This is a genomic window from uncultured Aquabacterium sp. (assembly GCF_913773725.1).
Classification (GTDB): Bacteria; Pseudomonadota; Gammaproteobacteria; order Burkholderiales; family Burkholderiaceae_C; genus Aquabacterium.
In genome coordinates, this window is sequence record NZ_CAJYGK010000035.1 from 1 (window position 1) to 19,127 (window position 19,127).

Below are 19,127 nucleotides of genomic sequence, written 5' to 3' on the forward strand. Positions count from 1 at the left end.
GGCATGGTGTGGGTGACGAACGGCGCGAGGTCGATTTCGCCCTTCATGGCGTCTTCGACCATGCCCGGCAGCTGCGAGCGGCCCTTGACCCCGCCGAAGGCGGTGCCAAGCCAGCGTCGGCCAGTGACCAACTGGAACGGGCGGGTGCTGATCTCCTGTCCGGCGCCAGCCACGCCGATAACGACCGACTGACCCCAGCCGCGATGGGCTGACTCCAGCGCCGCGCGCATCACGTTGACGTTGCCGATGCATTCGAAGGAGTGGTCGACGCCCCAGCCGGTCATCTCGATGATGACCTGCTGGATGGGCTTGTCGAAATCCCTGGGATTGATGCAATCGGTCGCGCCAAAGGTGCGTGCCAGCTCGAACTTGGACGGATTGGTGTCCACGGCGATGATGCGCCCGGCCTTGGCCTGGCGCGCACCCTGAATCACCGCCAGACCGATGCCGCCCAGGCCGAACACTGCGACCGAGTCGCCGGGTTGCACTTTCGCAGTGTTATGCACCGCACCGATGCCGGTGGTGACGCCGCAACCCAGCAGGCAGACGTGTTCCGGATTGGCCTGCGGATTGACTTTCGCCAGCGAAACCTCCGCGACGACGGTGTATTCGCTGAAAGTCGAGCAGCCCATGTAGTGATAGATCGGCTGGCCGTTGTAGGAAAAGCGCGTGGTGCCGTCCGGCATCACGCCCTTGCCCTGGGTGGCGCGCACGGCCACACACAGATTGGTCTTGCCCGACTTGCAGAATAGGCACTCGCCGCATTCGGCGGTGTAGAGCGGGATCACATGGTCGCCCGGCTTGACGCTGGTGACGCCTTCGCCGACCTGGACCACGATACCGGCGCCTTCATGGCCCAGCACGACAGGGAAGAGGCCCTCGGGGTCGTCGCCCGACAGGGTGAAGGCGTCGGTGTGGCAGACGCCGGTATGGGTGATCTTGACCAGAACTTCACCGGCCTTTGGTGGAGCGACGTCGATCTCGACGATTTCAAGCGGTTTGCCTGGCCCGAAGGCGACGGCAGCACGTGACTTCATGCTTTTCTCCTGTAATCGGTGGGCACTTTACGGAGGTGCGGCAGTTGCCGCTCCACCTGGGCGACCAAAGGTTTAGCGTTGCGTTAAAGGCACGTCCAGGGCATCGCCGATGGTATAGAAATGCCCGCCGGCGACATGATGCAAGCTGCGCCAGACCGGGTCGGCATGCTCGTAGCGCCAGCGGCCATCGCTGAACGCCCGCGCGTCCGCCCAGGCGCCGACCACCTCGCCGATGAACAAGTCATAGGTCTCCTGATTGCGCACTTCCGGGATGAGCCGGCACGCCAGCCAGGCCGAAGCTCCGGCCACGAAGGGTTGGTCGAAGCCGTCGAAGCGCAGGAGCTCCACGCCGCAGTTCTGGAGCTTGTCCGGATCCTGATGCAGGCTCCGGGAGCCTACCTCGTGCACCAGCCGCGCTTGCGCGACAGTTGGAATCTGGATGACGAATTCACCGCTGGCCTCAATCAGTTCGCGCGTTCGTGTGATCTTGTCCAGCACCACGGTCAGCCTGGGTGGCGAAAAATCCAACGCACAGGCCCAGGCGGCGGCCATGACGTCGTCGACTCCACTGTGGCGGGCCGACACAAGGACGGTCGGACCATGGGTGATCAGCCGGTAGGCATCGTCCAATGCGACCGACAGGACGTGTTCGGTCATGTCATTCCTCTCTTCAAATATCCACGCCCGGGTCCGGTATGCAGCCGGGCGCGTCCCGGGCGCCGCGTCCGCCAGCGCAGCTGGACGGACAGGGCTTGGGTGATCAGATATCCACCACGACCTTGCCGAAATGGCGGCCGCTCTCCTGGTAGCGGAAAGCCTCAGCAAGCTGCTCCAACGGGAAGCTGCGGTCGATCACCGGGTGGATGCCGGTCTGCTCCAGCGCCGCCACGTACTCCTGCTGCAGGCGCCGGCTGCCGACGATCAGGCCCTGCAGGCGTGCCTGCCTGGCCATCAATACGGCAGTCGGCACCTCGCCGCCTCGGCCGGTCAATACGCCGATCAGCGCGATATGACCGCCCACGCGCACCGCATGAATGGACTGTGCCAGCGTGCCCGGGCCGCCGACTTCCACGACGTGATCGACGCCGCGCCCGCCGGTGATCTCCAGCACCCGCTTGCCCCATTGCGGCGTGCGGCGGTAATTGATGAGGTGGTCGGCGCCGAGCGAGCGCAGACGTTCGAGCTTTTCATCCGACGAGGAGGTGGCAATCACGCTCGCGCCCATCGCTTTTGCGATTTGCAGCGCCGCCACCGAAACCCCGCCGCTACCCAGAACCAGCACGCTCTCGCCGGCCTTGAGCGGGCCGTCGGCCACCAGGGCGCGCCAGGCGGTCAGCCCGGCGGTGGTGATGGTCGCCGCCTCGGCGTGGCTCCAGCCGCGCGGCGCCAGGGTGAAGTCGGCGGCTGCGCGCACCGCGACTTCGGTGGCGTAGCCGTCGATGCCGTCGCCCGGCGTGCCCTGAAAGTTGCCGACCGCGGCGAACGGCAGGCCGTCGGTCCATTGCGGAAAGAAGCCGGAGACGACGTGGTCGCCGGGCTTGAACTCATTCACGCCTTCGCCCACCTCTTCGACGACGCCGGCGGCGTCGGATAGTAGTACCCGTCCGTCGGCGGCGGGGATGCCGCCGTTGGCGACCAGCAGATCGTGGAAGTTGAGCGAGCTGGCGTGCAGCTTCACACGGACCTGACCTGGACCAGGCTGGCCGGGGTCGGGGAGTTCGCGTAGTTCGAGGCAGTCCAGGCCGCCGGGGCTGCGTGTCACGATGGCTTTCATCTGGAATCTCCTGTTGCTTCGCGCGGGCCGCCTCGCCGGGAAGCGGCCCGCAACGGTTAGGCTGTTTCGCCTCAGGCGGCGGCCAGGCTCGCGCTGTCGATCACGAAGCGGTACTTCACGTCGCTCTTGAGCATGCGCTCGTAGGCGTCGTTGATCTGCTGGATGGCGATCATCTCGATCTCGGCGACGATGCCTTTCTCGGCGCAGAAGTCGAGCATCTCCTGGGTCTCGGCGATGCCGCCGATCAGCGAGCCGGCGATGCTGCGGCGCTTGAAGATGAGATTGGCGATGCTCGGCGACGGGTGCGGGTGCTCGGGTACGCCGACCAGGGTCATGGTGCCGTCGAGTTTGAGCAGGCCAGTGAAGGCGTCGAGGTCGTGGCTGGCTGCGACCGTGTTGAGGATGAAGTCGAAACTGTTGGCGTGCGCCGCCATCTCTTCAGCGTTACGCGAGACAATGACTTCGTCGGCGCCCAGTTCCAGCGCAGCGGCGCGCTTGCTCTCGCTGGTGGTGAAGGCCACGGTGTGTGCGCCCAGGGCATGTGCCAGCTTGATGCCCATGTGGCCAAGCCCGCCGATACCCACGATGCCCACTTTCTGGCCAGGACCGACCTTCCAGTGGCGCAACGGCGACCAGGTGGTGACGCCGGCGCACAACAGCGGCGCCACGGCGGCCAGTTGCGCCTCGGGGTGCGAAACCTTCAGGACGAAGTCGTCCTTGACTACGATCTGCTGCGAATAGCCGCCCAGGGTGTGGCCGGGCGCATCATGCGTCGGGCCATTGTAGGTGAAGACCTGGCCGTGCTCGCAATACTGCTCCAGGCCCGCGTCGCAGGCCGGGCAATGATGGCAACTGTCGACCAGGCAGCCGACGCCGACCGTGTCGCCGATCTTGAACTTGGTCACTGCACTGCCGATGGCCGAAACGTGGCCGACGATTTCGTGCCCGGGCACGCAGGGGTACAGCGTGTTGGCCCACTCGTTGCGGGCCTGGTGCAGGTCGGAATGGCAGACGCCGCAGTAGGCGATGTCGATCTTGACGTCGTGCGGCCCCGGCTCGCGGCGAACAATGTCGAGCGCCGCCAGCGGCGTGTCAGCGGCATGGGTGCCATAGGCTTTTACTGTCATGGTGTTTCTCCTCGTAGGCCTACCGTCGCTTAGGCGACGCTGGTGTGCAGGCGCACGTCGACGTTGCCGCGGGTGGCGTTCGAGTACGGGCAGACTTGGTGGGTGGTTTCCACCAGCTTCTGCGCGTCGGCTTCGCTCAGGCCCTGGACTTCCACATACAGGTCGATGTCCAGGCTGTAGCCGCCCTCGGCGTTCTGGCCGATGCCGACCTCGACCGAGGTCTTGGTGGCAGTAGGTGCCAGCTTCAGTTGCTTGGCCGCCACCGGCAGCGCGTTGTCGAAGCAGGCGGCGTAACCCATGGCAAACAGTTGCTCGGGGTTGACGCCAGCCTTGCCGGACCCCGGCATGGCCATATCCAGCGCGAGGCTGCCATCGTCCAGCGTGGTGCGGCCGGAACGGCCGCCGACGGCGGTGGCGCGGGTCTTGTAGAAAATCTTCATGGTATTCAGCTCCGTAGGTTTACGAAGGGCGGTGTGCTCCGCCCAGGAAAAAATCATTCGCTCAGCTGTGCCTCGACCGCTTTCTGCTTGTCGGCATAGGGCGCGCGCAGCGCCAGGCTGGAGGTCCCGTCCGGGCTCTGCATCACCACGGCCTTGGCGTGGCTGAAACGCCGGAACCCATGGATGCCGTGGTAGGCGCCGATGCCGGAAGGGCCGATACCGCCAAACGGCAGATCCTCGATAAAAGCGTGGATCAGCGTGTCGTTGATCACTGCTGCACCCGAGGTGGTGCGTTCGGTGAAGCGCTTTTGACGCGTTGCGTCGCTGCCGAAGTAGTACGCGGCCAGCGGACGCGGATGGGCATTGACGTAGTCGATGGCATGGTCAAGATCCGGGCAGTTCACCAGCGGCAGGACCGGCCCGAAGATTTCTTCCTGCATCACGCGCATCGTATCGTCGGGATCCAGTACAAGCGTCGGTGCCAGCAGGCGGGTCGCAGGATCGGCATCTGCTTCGCCGTCCGGTGCAAGACTGATGACGGTTGCTCCCTTGGCCTGGGCGTCATCGAGCAACACCTGCAGGCGCTGGAAGTGCCGATCGTTGACAACGGCGGTGTAATCGGTGTTGCTTCCCAGATCTGGATAAGTGGCCGCAACGAACGCGCGGGCGTGCTCGATGAACGCCTCGCGTGCGGACGGCGGCAGAAGCACATAATCGGGGGCGATGCAGATCTGCCCGGCGTTGAATGTCTTGGATGTGAGCACCCGCTCGGCCACTATCTTGATGTCGGCGTCCACGTCGACGAGCACGGGCGATTTGCCGCCAAGTTCCAGCGTTACCGGTACAAGGTTCTCGGACGCGGCGCGCATCACAAGACGCCCCACTGCCGTGCTGCCCGTGTAAATGAGATGGTCGAACGGTTGCGCGGTGAAGGCGGCGCCGACTTCGGCGTCTCCGAGCACGACGCCGAATTCGAGCGCATCGAAATAGCGCGGAATCTGCTCGGCCAGCAGATCGGAGGTGCGGGGCGTCAGTTCGGACGGCTTGAGCAGCGCGCGGTTGCCGGCGGCGAACACGCCTGCGAGTGGCCCGAACGAGAGGTTGATCGGGAAGTTCCAGGGGCTGATGATGCCTACTACACCGAGTGGCTGGTATTCCACGCGTGCCTGCACGCCCGGCATACCGGCGTCTTGCGCTTCGGGTCGCATCCAATGTTCGAGTTGCTCGCGCGCGTGGCGCATGCTCTTGATGGGCGCAAGCACATCGGTGGCCAGTGTCTGATAGGGGCTGCGGTGGCCATAATCGGCGCGAATGGCCGATTCCAGCTGCGCGCGGTTATCGGACAACAGGCGTTCGGCGCGAGCGAGCCGATCCCGCCGCTGTTCGGCGTCCGCCGGGCCATCGCTCAGGTGCGCCTGCTTCATCGCCGCGACGACGCCAGGCAGGCGCGTGATCAGATCGGATGTACTCATGAGGGTTTCCTAAGTTCGGTTAACGTTGAACGTCGCCCGTGGACGCGAAACGGCGGCCGGCGGTACCGTGCCGCCGGCCCGCTTGCATCAGAACGGCGCGTCGATGTCGACCACGTCGATCAGCTTGTGGTTGACGAACTCCTTGAGGCCCAGGCCGAGCAACTCTCGGCCGTAGCCAGAGCGGCGTACGCCGCCGAACGGCAGGTCGGCCTTGGCCATGGTCGGGTGGTTGACGAACACCATGCCGGTGGAGATGCGCTTGGCGACTTCGGCGCCATGTTTGGCGTCGGCGGTGAACACCGAGCCGCCCAGGCCGAACGGCGAGTCGTTGGCGATGGCGATCGCTTCTTCCTCGTCGTGGGCGCGGTAGACCAGCGATACCGGCCCGAAGAATTCCCAGTAGTAGGCCGGGTTGTCCGGAGTCAGGCCGGTGAGGATCGTCGGCTGCACGAAGGCACCTTGCGCCGGCACCTTGGGCCCCACCTCGGTCGCGGTCGCGCCGTGGGCGACGGCCTGGCGGATCTGTTCCTTGACGTCGTCGGCGGCCTTCTGCGAGGACAGCGGCGCCAGGGTGGTAGCGGGGTCGAACGGATCGCCCGCCTTGAGCCCGGCCACGCCCTCGGTGTAGCGGCGCAGGAACTCATCGTAGATGGCCTCGACCAGGATGATGCGCTTGGAGGACACGCAGACCTGGCCGGCGTTCCAGTGGCGGCCGAACACCGCCCACTTCACGGTCTTGTCCAGCTCGGCGTCGGCCAGCACCACGAAGGCGTCGGCGCCACCGAGTTCCAGCGTGGACTTCTTCAGCGCCTTGCCAGCCTGGGCGGCGACCACCGCGCCTGCGCCTTCCGAGCCGGTCAGCGCCACGCCGTGCACGCGCGGGTCGTTGAGGATGATCTCGATGTGGTGCCGCGCCGCATAGAGGTTCTTGAAGGCGCCCGCGGGCAGGCCTGCTTCGAGCATCAGCTTCTCGAAGGCATCCGCGCTCTGCGGCACGTTGGAGGCGTGCTTGAGCAGCAGCGTGTTGCCCGCGGCCAGTTGCGGGGCCAGGATGCGGGCGATCTGGTAGTAGGGGAAATTCCACGGCTCGATCGCCAGGATCACACCCAGCGGCTCGTGTACCAGCAACGCGTCGCCCTCGGCGGGATCGGCCACGGTCAGTTTCTCCGGTGCCAGCAGGGCCTCGGCGTTCTTCACGTAATACTCGAAGATGCGCGCGGAAAGTTCGACCTCGGCCAGTGCCTCGGCGGTGATCTTGCCCATCTCCAGGGTCAGCAGTTTCGCGTAGTCGCCAGCCTTGGCGCGCAGCAGGTCTGCGGCACGCTGCAGGATGGCACCGCGCTCGGTGAACGAGCGCTCGCGCCAGGACAGGAAGGCTTCGTGCGCAGCGGCGATGGCCTGTTCCACCTCGGCGTCGGTGGCGTCCGGGAAGGTCTTCAGGGTCTCGCCGGTGTAGGGGTTGATGGTGGCGTATGCCATGTTCGATGATTCCTTGTGACAGTGGATGGAGGAAGGCGTCACGGCCTGCAGAGCCGGAGCGCGGACGAGGAATTCAGCGCAGGGTGAAGCCGAGCGCGTTCAGGGCTTCGCGCAGGCGATGGCGGCCCATCAGCGCGCCGGGGCTGCCGATGCGTTGCACCGACACTTGCGACCAGGGCCGGTCGTCACGCTGCTGCTCCTGCTGGAAGCGGCGCATCAGCGGGTCGTAGTGCGCCACCGCGGCGGCCTCGCCGGCAGCGTCGTAGCGTTCGTGATGCAGCACCGCCGGCTGTGCCAGGCGCGGCTTGACTTCGGCCGGGCGGGCCGGATCGGGATGGCCCACGCACATGCCGAACACCACGAAACTGTCCTGCGGCAGCCCCAGTTCAGCGGCGACCTGCTCTGGATGGTTGCGCATGCCGCCGATGTAGACGATACCCAGCCCCAGGGCTTCGAAGGCGTTCGCCGCGTTCTGCGCGGCTAACGCGGTGTCGACCGCTCCGACGGTGTAGCTCTCCAGGTAATCGATACCGTCGGTCGCGGCACCCTGCGCGGCACCGAGTCGGCGCAGCCGCGACCAGTCGGCGACCCAGGCCAGAAACAGCGGTGCCTCGGCCACGTGGCGCTGACCGCCGGCCAACGCGGCCAGGCGGGCGCGCCGCGCGGGGTCGCGCACGGCGATCACGCTCCATGGCTGCAGGTTGGACGAACTGGAGGCTGATTGCGCGGCAGCGATGGCGAGTTGAAGTGCCTCGTCGTCGACCGGTTGATCGGTGTAGGCGCGCACTGATCGGTGCTCCAGCAGCGCGGCCAGCGCGGCGGGAACAGGGGGCAGCGGCAGGGCGGCGGCCTCGCCATAGCGGGCCTGCCATGCGGAGGCTGGGTCGATCTGATGGGAAGTCATTCCAGAATCCTGTGCGTGTTAGGGGACTCAGGCCGCAGGTGTCGCGCCGATGCCGTCAAGCAACAGCACGCGGTAGTCCGCGCCCTTGAACCGGTGCACCCGTGCTGCCTGGTAAGCGGGGCTGTGATACCAGGCGCGTGCGGCCTGCATGTCGGAAAAGCGCAGGATCACGCCGCCCTCGATCGCCGGTCCCTCCAGCACCTCGAAATCGCCATAGAACGCCAGCGGCGTCAGATCGTGTCCTTCGCGCGCGGCTGGAGCCTGCCTCGCATAGATGTCAAGTTCGGTGGCGTCGAGGGTGCGTTCGCGCAGGAAAACCACGTAAGCGGACATGTTCAATCTCCTCACAGAAGGGCGAGCAGCGCCTTGGCGGCGTCGGCGGACGAGGCAGGGTTCTGGCCGGTGACCAGAAGGCCGTCGGTCAGCACGTGGGACTGCCAGTCGCCGCCCTTGCTGTAATGACCGCCATTGGCCTTGAGCACGTCCTCGACCAGAAACGGCACCACATCGGTCAGGCCAACCGCAGCCTCCTCGCTGTTGCTGAAACCGGTCACCTGCTTGCCGGCGACCAGCGGCTTGCCGTCGGCATCCTTGACGTGGCGCAGCACGCCAGGTGCGTGGCAGACCGTTCCGACCGGCTTGTTCGCCTTGACCGCCGCTTCGATCAGACCGATCGAGACCGGGTCTTCAGCCAGGTCCCATAGCGGGCCGTGGCCGCCGGGATAGAACACTGCATCGAAGTCGCCGATGGCGACCTCGGCCAGCTTGCGGGTGTTGGCCAGGGCCTTGACCGCGTCAGCGTCGGCCAGGAAGCGACGGGTCGCCTCGGTCTGGGCGTCGGGTTCGTCGCTCTTGGGGTCGAGCGGCGGCTGGCCGCCCTTGGGCGAGGCCAGGGTCAGCTTCGCGCCGGCATCGAGGAAGGCATAGTAGGGGGCAGCCAGTTCCTCCAGCCAGAAGCCGGTTTTCCTGCCAGTGTTGCCGAGTTGGTCGTGCGAAGTGAGGATGACGAGAATATTGGCCATAGCGGCTCTCCTTTGGAGGTTCGAAGTGAAAGACTCAGGGGGTGCCGACTCGTACCACGACCTTGCCGAAGTGCCTGCCGGCGAGCAGGTCGATCAGCGCCTGGGGCGCATGTTCCAGGCCCTCGACGAAGTCTTCGCGGACCGAGACCTTGCCCTCGGCGACCCATGCGCCCATGTCGCGCTGAAACGCCGCGAAACCGTCGGCGTAGTGGTCGCCGATGATGAAACCCTGCAGCAGCAGGCGCTTGCGCAGAACCAGCCCCAGCATCATCGGCATGCGGTCCGGGCCAGGTGGCAGGTCGGTGTCGTTGTAGTGGGCGATCAGCCCGCACACCGGCACGCGGGCGCCGACGTTCAGTCGCGGCAGCACGGTGTCGAGCACCGTGCCGCCGACGTTCTCGTAGTAGACGTCGATACCCTGCGGCGTCGCGGTAGCCAGTTGTTCGGCAAAGTCGGGCGCGCGGTGGTCGAGGCAGACATCGAAGCCGAACGCTTCGCGCGCGTAGCGGCATTTTTCCGGCCCGCCGGCGATGCCGATGGCGCGCGCGCCCTTTAGCCGGGCAAGCTGCCCAACTACCGAGCCGACCGCGCCGATGGCGGAGGCGACGACCACAGTCTCGCCCGGCTGCGGCCGGCCGATGTTCAGCAGGCCGTGGTAGGCGGTGAAGCCGGGCATGCCGAGCACGCTCAGCGCCAGCGAAGGATTCGTGGTCCGGGAATCGAGCACGACCAGTCCACGACCGTCGGAAAGCGTATGGCTCTGCCAACCCGTGTCGCCGACGACCAGGTCGCCAACCTTGAATGCCGGGTCGTGCGAAACCTCCACCCGGCTCACCGCGCCGCCGGTCATCACCTCGCCTAGCGCTACGGGTGGAGCATAGGACGGAGCATCGCTCATTCGCCCCCGCATATACGGGTCGAGCGAGAGGTACAGCGTGCGCAGCAGGAGCTGGCCCTTGCCTGGCTCAGGCAGCGATTCCTGTTCCAGCCGGAAGTCGTCTGGCGTCGGCTCACCCGAGGGGCGTGAGGCAAGTACGATGCGGGTTTGCAGGATCGCAGTGGTCATCGCTGACTCCTGAAAAGGACGGCCGAAACGGACTCATGTGCGTGCGTGGAAGCAAAGTTTGTCATCTGATTGAATTAGACCGGTCGTATACAGTTTGGGCAAAAAAAGCTACGAGGACTTTTTTCTGTCTGTCAGGCGCAGCGTCGAAGATGAGAAGACAGGCCTAGCAGGCCCTGCGTAGCAGCCAGCGCGGCCTCCATGGGTACACGGTCGCGCGTGAGCTTGGCGCACAGGCTCGCGCCCAGCCACAACTGGTACAACGTGTTCGCCGTTGTGCTGGCATCCAGCTCAACCGGAAGCGAGCCGTCGCTGGCGCCATCCTCGATGGCGCTGGCCAAACGCGCGATCACTCGCGTGGTGCCCTGTTCAAGAACTAAACGCATCGCCTCGGAGAGGTCGCTGACCTCCGCAGCCAGCTTGACCGCCAGACACTTGCCCTTCGGGTCACAGGCTGCCTGGGTCTCCAGCCAGTACTCGAAATAGGCGATCAGTCGCTGTGCTGCGGAAAGATCAGGACGACTCAGCAGATTATCGAGCGAAGCCAGGTAATCGGCGAAGTAATCCTCCAGCAGCGCTTCGCCAAAGGCCTCCTTGGAGCCGAAGTAATGGTAGAAGGAACCCTTCGGCACGCCGGAAGCCTGGAGAACCTCGTTCAGGCCCACGGCGCTGAAGCCCTTTCCCGCGATAATGATCCGGGCGGTATCGAGGATATGTTGGCGGACGTCGTTCGTGGCATTAGTCATGGTTTGTATCTTACCCTGAAACTAGACCGGTCGTCTACAATCATCGGGCAAGTTGATGATGACAGTTAAAAGCTATTAATAGAGCGCTTGCTGCGCAATGCCAGGGACGCTTCCCGGACAGCAGCAGCCGCTTCTCAAGAGGAAGATTCGCGCTCAACGGCTTATCTGCTTGGTATGCGTGTCTGCTTCTCTCGCCGGCAGCGTACAAACGCGGGCGGCAGCTGGCTGTGCCAGCAAACCGTGATGGTTTCTGGTTACCGCTACAGTTACCGCCACCCGAGTTCCCATTTATCCGGGTTCTGTATTTCGGGAATTCCGAAAATGATCAGCCGGAAAAAGTGGGGAAATCCGTGTACCCGTTGGCGCCGCCGCCGTAATAGACGCTGCTGTCAGCAGCCGCCAATGGCTGGTTGCCGCGCAGTCGCTCGACAAGGTCAGGATTGCCGATGAACGGCCGGCCAAACGAAAAAGCCCCTCGAAAGGGGCTGGTTGGGTCAGGCTTCGTACACGAAGTAGTGCTCGCGCTGACGCGGGAAGAAGACATGCTTCCATGTGTCGCCGCTGGTGCTGCCACCGTCGAAGACGACCATTTCGTACTCGTCGATGTCGGTGTCCGCCAGGTCGGCGCTGGCGATATGGCGCATGTGCAGCCTGCCGCGCATGCGCTCGAATACCAGGACCTGGCCGATGGCGTCGTCCTGGCCCATAGCGTTGACGCAAGCCCCGAGCTGATGCTCGAAGTCGCTTACGGGCGAGATGAGGTCGGGGAACATGAGGGTGCTCCTATGAAATTGGACCGGCCCGGCTCCGGGCAGGAGACGGGCTGGCATGGGGAGAACGAAGAGGAAACACGGCGTGTAGCGCGGCTGCTAGGACTCGTCCAGCGGCAGGCCCAGCAGCGCGGGTGCGTCGGCATCGAGGATCAGGATGCGCACATCGGCCTGGCCAGCCAGTTCAAGGATGTTCGCCAAGTCGTCCGGCATACCCTTTCCCCGGTGCTCCTGCCGAAGCTGCGCCGCGCTGATGCCTTCGGCATGTTCCAGGTTCTCGTCCGTCCAGGGGGTGGAGATCAGCTTGATGCCGATCGCCGGGCTGTATGGAACCCGGAACGCGATGAACAGGAAGGCCTCCGGCGTGGCAAGGTCTGCCAGGTTGGCGAGGTAGTGCCAGGAATCGACGGTGATGTGCTCACGACTGATTTCCCAGCACCGGCTGTAGTAGCCGGTCTCGAAGCTCAGCCGCTGCACGACTTCCCGGGCGGCCTCGGCCGAATAGGTGTCACCGACGTGGACCGGGCGGCCGTCGAAGTCGTCGCCACGGATGGCATAGACCACGGCGCCGATCACGCCTTCGCCTCTGACGCCTTCACCGGCATCGCATTCGGCCAGTACCTCGGCGCTCACGGGTTCGGGGCCATAGCTGACCACGGCGAAACCGTTGGTGACGATGCAGGAGGATGAAACCAGTTCCTCGTCGGAAAAGTGTTGCTGGCTCGCGTGGATGTTTCGCCAGACATGCGGGCTTCCGTCCTCGTAGCTGATGGGCAGCGTGCGGACGATTTTCAGATTCCAGTAGCCGCGAAGAAAGGGATTAGGTTTCTGGGACATGGGAACTCTCCGGATTGAATAATGGAGCCAATTCCCACCACCGGGAATTGGACCCAGTGGGTTGAGAATGAAAAATGCGTCAGGGCAACGCTGACCTTGGCGCTGTCAGCATTGCGCTGGACGCCGGGAAACAAATTGAGGGACATGGCCTCGTGGGCGCATGTCCCTCTTGGGGAGTGAACGAAAACGCGGTGGTGTGCCGGAGACCGGCTCACCAGCCGTCGTAGTTCATGAGCAGGTCGGCGATGACCTTGCGGCGTTGCAGGTCCAGACCGTCGAAGTCCGACAGCCCGTGGAAGTGGCAGCGCTTGAGCATGGCACCGCCCTCGCGTGCGTTGTAGAAGCTCACCATGGCGGACAGGAACATGCGTTCCCCGCTGCTCAGGACGCCGAGGGCATCGTTGAGCCGCAGCATGTTGGGACGCAGATCCCACTTGCTCTTGGCCTGGTTCAGAGCTTCACGGGTGCCGTCCCCGAACCACTCGGGACCAGCGATCTCGACGCCGCGCTTCCATGCCTCGAAAAAGGCTTGGGGCGCGGCAGCGAAATGCTGCTCTTCCCGCATGATCTGATCGACGACTTCCTGTGGCAAAAGCTGGTTCATGACGTGATTCCTCCAGTTGGATCAGGGAATGGCGAGCTGGGACCAGCCGCCTCTTTCGAGGGCGCGTTGAGCCGCGGCATAGCTGCGGAAGTACTCGCGGGATTCCCGCGAAACGGGGCCTTCGGTATCGCGCGTGCCGATGTAGTGGCCAGCGGCGCTTTGCAGGACTTCGAGCGGCAGGAACTTGCCGCAGTAGGTCGAGGCCAATTGCCCGAAGGCTTGGCCGAAAGAGGCTTGCTGGGACATGGAAGGGCTCCTTCGATAAGCGGGGCCTTGTCCCTCACGGGATGGCAGCTCCCGCACGCGGTTGAAAAAAAGCATCAGCGTCATGGGGACGCGCGTCTGCGGAATTGATGCGATGCGGACTGGTGGGCAACGCGGGAGAGACCCGCGGCAGCCTGGAACCCTGGCTGCTGGCATGTGCTGACGAATCAGCGAACATGCGGGCAGCTTCCTGCGACGGCCGCGCTGCGTCAGTTGGAAAATGGCATCCGGCCCAGCCCCGATTGATGGACGCAGGAAAAAGAAACCCCGCACGAGTGCGGGGCTGCCAGGATGGCGTGTCGGCGTTGGGTCAGTTGGGCTTGTCGCCCAGGACATGCTGCTTCCACAGGTCGAATGCCTGCTCCGGCGGAAGCTCGGCGAGGATGACGATGGGCTGGGCCTGCCGGGCGCGCAGTGAAGCGAAGTACACCTTGCGGTCGGCGATGGCTTTGAGCCTGATGCCATTGATGAACAGCAGTTTGCCGTCCTTGATGAACAGCACCTTGTTGCCAATGTCGCGCTCGAACGCGGCTCGTACTTGCTCCGGTTGTTGCATACGTCGGTTTCCTGTTGGTGTGGCCCGCTATCGGGCCAGAATGTTGATCGGCGGGAGAAAGGCGCCGAAGGCCCTGCGGCCTTCGGCTCGGGAGGACGGAACCACCCGTGGGCTGATTGGCAGGCCCGGTCGTCGCTAGAACCGTCTGCTGTCAGCAATCGCACCCGGCGCATGTCGTGGTTGGCGCCGGCATCTTCTGGCGCACATCCGCGCACAAAAGGAGCCCAGTTTTTCGCCGTTGGGCACGGCATCGAATACCGCTGACCACAAAGGGTCTCCAGGTGGCTCGCAGCCTGGCAAGCCATCGGGGGACCCTTCGCAGAGGCGGAAAAATGCAGATCAGCAGAACGCGCCGGGAAACCCCGGACACGGTTCGCGGAGAAGCTACCTTCAGGCCCCGCGGCCGGGGGCGGCCGAGCGGGACGCGCACACGGACAAGAGAAGGCGTTGCGCGCTGGGCGTCCCGCAGGGCGTGCGGGACATGGGCCACGCCGCCGATGGCGGGCACGGCTCTCGGGGAGCGGGGTCGGTCAGGAGCCCTTGCGGCCGCTACTGCGCGGGCGCGAGGCACCGCGCTTGGACGTGCCGGAATCGACCGGCAGCGTGCCTTTGCAGTCGGGGTAGCGACTGCACGACCAGAAGGGGCCGGTCTTGCCGGTGCGCTGGCGCGTCGGTGCGCCGCACTCCGGGCAAGCGGGTCCGTGGGGAACCTTGATGGACAGCGAGGTGCTGCCGTACTGCGCGATCAGTTGCGAAATCCATGCGGCCTGCTTGCCGATGAACACATCCAAGGTGAGCTGTCCGGCCTCGATCATGTCGAGCGCCTGCTCCCACACGGCGGTGGTTCCTGGGTCTGCAATCGCCGCGGGCACGGCGTCGATCAAGGTGAATGCCGCATCCGATGCACGGATGGAGCGTCCTTTCTTCACGATGTAGCCGCGGGCGATCAGCCCACTGATGATGTTGGCCCGTGTCGCCTCGGTGCCGATGCCGACCGTATCCTTGAGCTTCTGCTTCAGGCGCGGGTCCGTCACCAGCTTGGCGACCCCCTTCATGGACTTGACCAGTTCGCCCTGCGTGTACGGCTTGGGCGGCATCGTCTTGAGCGCCTTGATCTCGGCCCTGGCCACCTGGCACGCCATGCCCTCGCGTAGCGGGGGGAGTACCTGGCTGCGCGCCGTGGCTTCACCGTCCTCGTCTGCTTGCGGCTCGGCCAGCACCAGGCGCCAGCCCTTAACGACCACCTGCTTTCCGGTGGCCGCCACCTTCTGTTGGCCGCAGGACAGCTCGGCGATCGTGCGGTCGAATTCGTGGTGAGGGAGGAACTGCGCCAGGTAGTGCGCCCGGATGAGCCGGTACACGGCCAACTCCTTCTCGCTCATCGCAGAGAGGCTCGCGGGTTCGAGCGTCGGGATGATGCCGTGGTGCGCCGTGACCTTGCCATCATTCCAGGCGCGAGAGCGCTGCGAGCGGTCGAGCCGGCCCATGATCGAGTGCAGCGAGGGATCGGTCTTGAGCAAGCTGTCCAGGACCGTGGGCACCTCGGCGAACATGCTTTCGGGCAGGTAGCCGGAATCCGAACGCGGATATGTGGTGGCCTTGTGCGTCTCGTACAGGGCCTGGGCGATCTCCAGGGTCTCCTGCACATCCAGCCCAAGCTGCTTGGAACAAACCTCCTGAAGCGTTCCCAGGTCGAACAGCAGCGGTGGCCCTTCGCGCACGCGCTCGGTCTCGACTGACACGACCTGGGCGCTGCCCGCAGCGCGGATCTGCTGCGCGGCCTGCTGAGCGACCGGCTGCTGCAGGCAGCGGCCGGCATCGTCGGTGCAGCCATCTGGCGGAACCCACTGCGCGCTGAAAGCCTGACCGCCCGCGGACAGGGACACGTCGATGGCCCAGAACGGCACCGACTTGAAGTCCGCGATCTCGCGGTCGCGGTCCACGACGAGCTTCAATGTCGGCGTCTGGACGCGACCGACGGACAGCACGCCGTCGTAGCCGGCCTGACGCCCGAGCACCGTGAACAACCGGCTGAGGTTCATGCCCACGAGCCAGTCGGCGCGTGAGCGCGCAAGCGCCGAGTAGTACATCGGCAGCGTGTCGGATGAGGGCCGCAACTTGCCGAGCGCGGTGCGGATCGACGCATCGTTGAGCGCCGACAGCCATAGCCGCTCGATGGGGCCGCGGTAGCCGCACAGGTCGATGATCTCGCGGGCGATCAGCTCGCCCTCACGGTCGGCATCGGTGGCGATGACCAGATGGGTCGCCTTCGCCAGAAGCGCTTTGACGACCTTGAATTGCGTGGCGGTCTTCGGTTTGACCTCGACCCGCCATTGCTGGGGAATGATGGGCAACTGCTCCAGCGACCAGCGCTTGAGCGCCGCGTCATAGACCTCGGGGGCTGCCGCTTCTACGAGATGGCCGATGCACCAGGTGACGGTGACGCCGGAGCCGCTGAGACAGCCTTCACTGCGCTGCGTCGCGCCGAGGATTCGACCAATGTCTTTGCCTTGCGATGGCTTCTCGCACAAGAACAGCCGCATGTCCGTCCATCCGATTTCCGTGGTTCATTGAGTTGCTGGAATCGAGGATGCCGAGCACCACCAGGGGCAGCAGCAAACAAGCCGCATGCGGTGGCGACCACTTTCACGGATGGAATGGCTGGGACGGAAGTGGCGTGCGGCCGAGGGTGTGCGGGCCGGGAGCCGCGATTTTCGGGAGCGCGTGGAAGGCGGTGGACGTTGATGGAGCTATCCCCTGGGGATAATTCCACCGAGTACATGACATCGAACACGGGGCGACGGACAACGGCCGCCGCCCCATGCCGGATCACTTCCTGCGCTTCGATTCCTTCGGCGCGGTCGGTTCCTGGGCGGCCTGGGGTTTCGACTGCGCGTCTGGCGCGGTCTCCTGCTGCCTGGGGCTGAGGGTCACGGACTCGATGCGGAACGGCAGGATGCCGACGCTGCGCGCGTTGATCTGCCAGGTCTCACGCGGCTGATCCTCGTTGTCCGTCCAGGGTTCGCGCTCCATGCGGCCGACGACCAGCACGCGCATGCCTTTCTGATACAGGCCTTGCCAGCGTTCGGCGTCACGGTGCCAGATTTCGACCGGCGCCCAGAAGCCGCCGCGGTCCTCGAAGTCGCCGCCGCCGCCCTTGATGGGGACGGGGTTGTCGAAATACACGTTCAGCCGCAGCAAGCGCCGCGGCTCGTCGTTGCCGTTGGGAAACTCTCGGTATTCGGGGGGCGAACCGATATTGCCCTCGCCAGAATAATGCGTGCTCATGTTGCAATCTCCGTGGTGGTGAAATACCCGTGCCATGGCGGCGCCGGGCGCGTGCTGGGGAGCCAGGTGCGATCAGCGATCGCGCATGGCGGCAGGTATGGACTTGAGCCGGCGCAGGTAGGCGTCTTCCGCCTCGGCGGCCTTGCTGGCGCATTCCTGCGCCTGCCTGCCCAAGGTGTGCAACAGGCTGATCTGCATGTTCAGCGTGATGCGCTGAAGCTCGATGGCGTGCAGGTCAGCCAGCAGGTTGACCGGCGTGCTGGTGCTCGCGATCAGCTTCTGCCACAGGGCCACGCCCATGGCCGAGCGGTCGTGCTTGCGCCAGCGAAGAAAGGTCGTGCCTGCGCCAGTGGTCTGCAGGGCCAGCTCGATGGGCAGCAGGTGGAAGGGATGCCCGAGGGCCTGTTGCAGCACCTGTCGCTGCGCCAAGCCAATCAACTCGTCGCGCATGGCGAAGCACTGGCTGGCCCAGGCCTCCAAGTCCCCTTTACCCTTAAAAGGCTTTAAAAGGCCTTTTTGAGAGCCTGCGTGTTCCAACCGCATGAAGGCGGTCTGTTGCAGGGGGCGGAAGTAGCGGGTGTCGCGGTTCGGATCGCTCATGCCTGCGCGTCCTCGCCGGCCGTCGCTTCAGGGGCCTCGGTGGCGGCAGCTTCGTCACTGGCGGATGGTGTTGCGGCAGGACCGTCACCGCGCTGCTGCAGGCCACGACGCACGATGGGCGGCGCGAACTTCGAGCGGCGCGTGCCTTCCAGCACGTCCTGCGGCAGCTCGCCGAACTTCTCCAGCGCTGCCCGCGCTGCGGCATTTTTGGCGGCGAAGTCATCGCGGGTGCAGCCCGAGTAGCGGTACTGCTGGGCCAGGCTGAAAAGACTGCGCAGCGCATGCGCGCCTTCGTTGAGCCAGCGTTCGAGCGTCGAGCGATCGATCAGCGCCGTGTGGTGCGCGAGGATCAGCTTGCGGGCGATGTCGTCGTAGTCGGCGAGCAGGTACACGGCGGCAAAGCCGAGCTGCGCATTGACGAACAGCGGCAGCTTGACGGGTTGCACGTTGAGGTTTTCGCCCAGGGTCAGCGCCGGCGGCACGCTCGCCAGCGCCTGGTCCACCTGTTCGCGCAGCGATTGCAGTGTGGTCTTGGTCTGGTCGAGCTTGTCTTCGATGCGCAGCATCCAGAAGTCGCTGTACGGGTCGTCCTGCTCCGATCCGCGCCGCATCTTGTTCATCTGGGCGATGTAGCCGTTCAGGCCGACGATGCCCGGTCGCCCCTCGGCAGCGGCGCGGCCGTGCCAGATGCGGGAAGCGTGGTGCGTGTGCAGCGTCAGCGACATCGCGCTGCGCAAGGAGCCGAGATTCAGTTGCAAGGGTTCGTTGGTCGTTGCCATGGTGTCCGCTCGTTGTGGGAAAAGAGCGGTCAGCTTCGGCAGGAAGCGGAAGGCAGTCAGTCAACAAACCGAAACCCGCCCGTCCCCGGTTCAGGGCGCGGAGGATGCATGCGGCGCGAGCTATCCCCAGGGGATAGCGCCATGGAGCGCCAAGGAACGCTGCACGCCCGGACCAACGCGGACAAGGCCGATCCCGCGGCAGGCGATCAAGGCCTAGCGTGCAGCGATTCGATGTCGTAGCCGTCAGTGGAACTATCCCCAGGGGATAGCTCTACTGGAAGCCACCGGCATCCACTTCACCGCCTTGCAGACCCGCTCACTTGCTGGCGAGCAGGTTGCGCAGCCGTTCGATGTGCTGCTTGGCG

Annotated in this window: 20 protein-coding genes and 1 pseudogene; all 21 read right to left on the reverse strand. The window is 65.1% G+C overall.

Features of this window, described 5'->3' with window-relative positions; all coding sequences use genetic code 11:
* Positions 1-1,037 (reverse strand): S-(hydroxymethyl)glutathione dehydrogenase/class III alcohol dehydrogenase (locus QZ709_RS04180; RefSeq protein WP_294636090.1); only part of this gene is annotated, 1,037 nt, incomplete at its 3' end.
* A gap of 72 nt (positions 1,038-1,109) precedes the next feature.
* Entirely contained in the window at positions 1,110-1,694 is a 585-nt protein-coding gene (locus QZ709_RS04185; protein WP_023112350.1) for a flavin reductase family protein, read from the reverse strand.
* 103 nt (positions 1,695-1,797) lie between these two features.
* Positions 1,798-2,811 (reverse strand): NAD(P)-dependent alcohol dehydrogenase, encoded by a 1,014-nt coding sequence (locus QZ709_RS04190; RefSeq protein WP_023007052.1) that lies wholly within the window; start codon positions 2,809-2,811, stop codon positions 1,798-1,800.
* A 71-nt stretch (positions 2,812-2,882) separates the two neighbouring features.
* Positions 2,883-3,938, reverse strand: a complete 1,056-nt coding sequence (locus QZ709_RS04195; RefSeq protein ID WP_023102505.1) for an NAD(P)-dependent alcohol dehydrogenase — start codon at positions 3,936-3,938, stop codon at positions 2,883-2,885.
* A 29-nt stretch (positions 3,939-3,967) separates the two neighbouring features.
* Positions 3,968-4,378: an organic hydroperoxide resistance protein gene (locus tag QZ709_RS04200; RefSeq protein ID WP_023007050.1), complete on the reverse strand. Its 411-nt coding sequence runs from the start codon at positions 4,376-4,378 to the stop codon at positions 3,968-3,970.
* A gap of 53 nt (positions 4,379-4,431) precedes the next feature.
* The gene (locus QZ709_RS04205) at positions 4,432-5,850 is read right to left on the reverse strand and encodes a coniferyl aldehyde dehydrogenase (protein ID WP_023007049.1); all 1,419 of its coding nucleotides are present in this window, start codon (positions 5,848-5,850) and stop codon (positions 4,432-4,434) included.
* Between the two features lie 87 nt (positions 5,851-5,937).
* Complete coding sequence (locus tag QZ709_RS04210; protein ID WP_058131069.1) at positions 5,938-7,329, reverse strand: NAD-dependent succinate-semialdehyde dehydrogenase; 1,392 nt, start codon at positions 7,327-7,329, stop codon at positions 5,938-5,940.
* A gap of 73 nt (positions 7,330-7,402) precedes the next feature.
* On the reverse strand, positions 7,403-8,233 hold the full coding sequence (locus QZ709_RS04215; protein ID WP_034030325.1) for a nitroreductase family protein: 831 nt from the start codon (positions 8,231-8,233) through the stop codon (positions 7,403-7,405).
* Between the two features lie 27 nt (positions 8,234-8,260).
* Positions 8,261-8,566: a DUF1330 domain-containing protein gene (locus tag QZ709_RS04220; RefSeq protein WP_023007046.1), complete on the reverse strand. Its 306-nt coding sequence runs from the start codon at positions 8,564-8,566 to the stop codon at positions 8,261-8,263.
* Positions 8,567-8,577: 11 nt separating this feature from the next.
* A complete protein-coding gene (locus tag QZ709_RS04225; RefSeq protein ID WP_034030322.1) occupies positions 8,578-9,255 on the reverse strand; it encodes a type 1 glutamine amidotransferase domain-containing protein in 678 nt (225 codons plus the stop codon).
* Between the two features lie 34 nt (positions 9,256-9,289).
* Positions 9,290-10,321 carry an NADP-dependent oxidoreductase gene (locus tag QZ709_RS04230; protein WP_023007044.1) on the reverse strand — a complete coding sequence of 344 codons (1,032 nt, stop codon included), beginning with the start codon at positions 10,319-10,321 and terminating at the stop codon, positions 9,290-9,292.
* A 131-nt stretch (positions 10,322-10,452) separates the two neighbouring features.
* A complete protein-coding gene (locus QZ709_RS04235) occupies positions 10,453-11,064 on the reverse strand; it encodes a TetR/AcrR family transcriptional regulator (RefSeq protein WP_023112346.1) in 612 nt (203 codons plus the stop codon).
* A 494-nt stretch (positions 11,065-11,558) separates the two neighbouring features.
* A complete protein-coding gene (locus QZ709_RS04245; RefSeq protein WP_023112345.1) occupies positions 11,559-11,837 on the reverse strand; it encodes a hypothetical protein in 279 nt (92 codons plus the stop codon).
* A 96-nt stretch (positions 11,838-11,933) separates the two neighbouring features.
* Positions 11,934-12,671 carry a hypothetical protein gene (locus QZ709_RS04250; RefSeq protein WP_023112344.1) on the reverse strand — a complete coding sequence of 246 codons (738 nt, stop codon included), beginning with the start codon at positions 12,669-12,671 and terminating at the stop codon, positions 11,934-11,936.
* A 211-nt stretch (positions 12,672-12,882) separates the two neighbouring features.
* Positions 12,883-13,275, reverse strand: a complete 393-nt coding sequence (locus tag QZ709_RS04255) for a hypothetical protein (RefSeq protein WP_023112343.1) — start codon at positions 13,273-13,275, stop codon at positions 12,883-12,885.
* A 21-nt stretch (positions 13,276-13,296) separates the two neighbouring features.
* A complete protein-coding gene (locus QZ709_RS04260; protein ID WP_023112342.1) occupies positions 13,297-13,521 on the reverse strand; it encodes a hypothetical protein in 225 nt (74 codons plus the stop codon).
* Between the two features lie 328 nt (positions 13,522-13,849).
* A pseudogene (locus tag QZ709_RS04265) lies at positions 13,850-14,080 on the reverse strand (hypothetical protein); the annotation flags it as partial.
* Between the two features lie 545 nt (positions 14,081-14,625).
* Positions 14,626-16,638: a DNA topoisomerase III gene (locus QZ709_RS04270; RefSeq protein WP_261659734.1), complete on the reverse strand. Its 2,013-nt coding sequence runs from the start codon at positions 16,636-16,638 to the stop codon at positions 14,626-14,628.
* Between the two features lie 286 nt (positions 16,639-16,924).
* Complete coding sequence (locus QZ709_RS04275; protein ID WP_261659735.1) at positions 16,925-17,383, reverse strand: single-stranded DNA-binding protein; 459 nt, start codon at positions 17,381-17,383, stop codon at positions 16,925-16,927.
* Between the two features lie 72 nt (positions 17,384-17,455).
* Complete coding sequence (locus QZ709_RS04280; protein ID WP_261659736.1) at positions 17,456-17,983, reverse strand: DUF3158 family protein; 528 nt, start codon at positions 17,981-17,983, stop codon at positions 17,456-17,458.
* Entirely contained in the window at positions 17,980-18,762 is a 783-nt protein-coding gene (locus QZ709_RS04285) for a PFL_4669 family integrating conjugative element protein (RefSeq protein ID WP_261659737.1), read from the reverse strand. The genes QZ709_RS04280 and QZ709_RS04285 overlap by 4 nt, the downstream gene beginning before the upstream one ends.
* Between the last annotated feature and the right edge of the window lie 365 nt (positions 18,763-19,127).

Excerpts from the sequence above, each read along its gene's own strand:
- QZ709_RS04185 (WP_023112350.1), bottom strand. The coding sequence starts at position 1,694 with ATGACCGAACACGTCCTGTCGGTCGCATTGGACGATGCCTACCGGCTG.
- QZ709_RS04190 (WP_023007052.1), bottom strand. The coding sequence starts at position 2,811 with ATGAAAGCCATCGTGACACGCAGCCCCGGCGGCCTGGACTGCCTCGAA.
- QZ709_RS04195 (WP_023102505.1), bottom strand. The coding sequence starts at position 3,938 with ATGACAGTAAAAGCCTATGGCACCCATGCCGCTGACACGCCGCTGGCG.
- QZ709_RS04200 (WP_023007050.1), bottom strand. The coding sequence starts at position 4,378 with ATGAAGATTTTCTACAAGACCCGCGCCACCGCCGTCGGCGGCCGTTCC.
- QZ709_RS04205 (WP_023007049.1), bottom strand. The coding sequence starts at position 5,850 with ATGAGTACATCCGATCTGATCACGCGCCTGCCTGGCGTCGTCGCGGCG.
- QZ709_RS04210 (WP_058131069.1), bottom strand. The coding sequence starts at position 7,329 with ATGGCATACGCCACCATCAACCCCTACACCGGCGAGACCCTGAAGACC.
- QZ709_RS04215 (WP_034030325.1), bottom strand. The coding sequence starts at position 8,233 with ATGACTTCCCATCAGATCGACCCAGCCTCCGCATGGCAGGCCCGCTAT.
- QZ709_RS04220 (WP_023007046.1), bottom strand. The coding sequence starts at position 8,566 with ATGTCCGCTTACGTGGTTTTCCTGCGCGAACGCACCCTCGACGCCACC.
- QZ709_RS04225 (WP_034030322.1), bottom strand. The coding sequence starts at position 9,255 with ATGGCCAATATTCTCGTCATCCTCACTTCGCACGACCAACTCGGCAAC.
- QZ709_RS04230 (WP_023007044.1), bottom strand. The coding sequence starts at position 10,321 with ATGACCACTGCGATCCTGCAAACCCGCATCGTACTTGCCTCACGCCCC.
- QZ709_RS04235 (WP_023112346.1), bottom strand. The coding sequence starts at position 11,064 with ATGACTAATGCCACGAACGACGTCCGCCAACATATCCTCGATACCGCC.
- QZ709_RS04245 (WP_023112345.1), bottom strand. The coding sequence starts at position 11,837 with ATGTTCCCCGACCTCATCTCGCCCGTAAGCGACTTCGAGCATCAGCTC.
- QZ709_RS04250 (WP_023112344.1), bottom strand. The coding sequence starts at position 12,671 with ATGTCCCAGAAACCTAATCCCTTTCTTCGCGGCTACTGGAATCTGAAA.
- QZ709_RS04255 (WP_023112343.1), bottom strand. The coding sequence starts at position 13,275 with ATGAACCAGCTTTTGCCACAGGAAGTCGTCGATCAGATCATGCGGGAA.
- QZ709_RS04260 (WP_023112342.1), bottom strand. The coding sequence starts at position 13,521 with ATGTCCCAGCAAGCCTCTTTCGGCCAAGCCTTCGGGCAATTGGCCTCG.
- QZ709_RS04270 (WP_261659734.1), bottom strand. The coding sequence starts at position 16,638 with ATGCGGCTGTTCTTGTGCGAGAAGCCATCGCAAGGCAAAGACATTGGT.
- QZ709_RS04275 (WP_261659735.1), bottom strand. The coding sequence starts at position 17,383 with ATGAGCACGCATTATTCTGGCGAGGGCAATATCGGTTCGCCCCCCGAA.
- QZ709_RS04280 (WP_261659736.1), bottom strand. The coding sequence starts at position 17,983 with ATGAGCGATCCGAACCGCGACACCCGCTACTTCCGCCCCCTGCAACAG.
- QZ709_RS04285 (WP_261659737.1), bottom strand. The coding sequence starts at position 18,762 with ATGGCAACGACCAACGAACCCTTGCAACTGAATCTCGGCTCCTTGCGC.